This is a genomic window from Spirosoma endophyticum, from assembly GCF_900112365.1.
GTDB lineage: Bacteria > Bacteroidota > Bacteroidia > Cytophagales > Spirosomataceae > Spirosoma > Spirosoma endophyticum.
Genome location: NZ_FOLQ01000081.1, coordinates 1 through 1,139 on the forward strand (window position 1 = coordinate 1; position 1,139 = coordinate 1,139).

At 37.8% G+C, this 1,139-nt stretch carries 2 protein-coding genes; both read right to left on the reverse strand.

The features are described 5' to 3' along the window. Positions 1-240: 240 nt before the first annotated feature. Positions 241-642 carry a hypothetical protein gene (locus tag BM202_RS36515; protein WP_093835539.1) on the reverse strand — a complete coding sequence of 134 codons (402 nt, stop codon included), beginning with the start codon at positions 640-642 and terminating at the stop codon, positions 241-243. Positions 643-784: 142 nt separating this feature from the next. Continuing rightward, a partial coding sequence (locus tag BM202_RS38005) for a hypothetical protein (protein WP_218160663.1) occupies positions 785-1,139 on the reverse strand: 355 nt, incomplete at its 5' end.

The following is a 1,139-nucleotide window of genomic DNA, read 5'->3' on the forward strand; positions in this document are numbered from 1 at the left end:
ATCTAATGTAATAATTAATAGAACATCTGTAAATAAATCGATATATTATATTGTCTGTAATTATTCTTGGTAGGGTAAGTATAGATTTATAAACGTAGGAAAATACAAAAGCACGGTTCGAGCTTTGAATTAATCAATAGCATTTTTTGAGGATGTGTTGTATAACTGATTTTTTGCTAAGAAATTATTTTTAGAACTCCTTCAGTATAGCTTAATATGCATTTCTTAGAAAAGATCAATCTATACCAAGAGCTTTTTATAGGACGGTATGTCTTTGAGAAGCAGGCAAAATGAGCTAATAGCTAAGAAGGTTGATAGAGTTTTCACATCCCAAGGAAGCCCAAAGCACCAATTAATAGCGGCAATATTTAAGGCTAGAGGGAAATAGAAAAGCACCCCAATTTTAGTCGTTTTGGGAACAGCAATTAAAATTCCTACTATCAATTCACCGACTGCGGCTGTGAACATGTACGGTTGAGAATAACCAAAAAAATACCATAATAACGTAACCGAGTCAATTTGATCAATCGGCTCAGTTAGAGACATTCTTGGAAATTGTATACCTAGAAACTTTATAACAGCATACAACACAAAGAAGCCCCCTAGAACGATTCGAAGACCTGTCAGGATGTTATACTTCATGGTTGTATAAGTAACGATTATGTTAGGCTAATCTTTGCTGGCCACTCTCCTAAAGGCATAGGAGTACCCTCTTCCATTAGACAGATCTAGCTTCTCATCACACAAGCTCATCCGTCCCCACGTGTCAGGCTTAAGGGGTAATTTAAAGAGATTCCCCTTGCTGGTTAATACGAAACCATACCGTATTCAATCTCATTTTCATGGTTAATTGAAAGGTGGCTGTTTCTAGGCCGTTTTCGTACACGATACCTTCTCGCTTTTGATTTATGACCAGTTCAACGACTCGATATGGTTTTTGATTGGGTCCCCATCCACCACCGATTTCTACTAGCTCCCATCGCCCAGGCAAAAAGTTAGCTACTGAATCAAGTGTTTTTTGGAATGTAGTTGAATCAGTAGTGGGTATAAGTGGACAAGGTTTCCAGATTGGATTCTCGGTTCGCGATTGCCCCCAACAACAAGTTCCACCTATGATTCCAATTAATTGAATGGTAGCA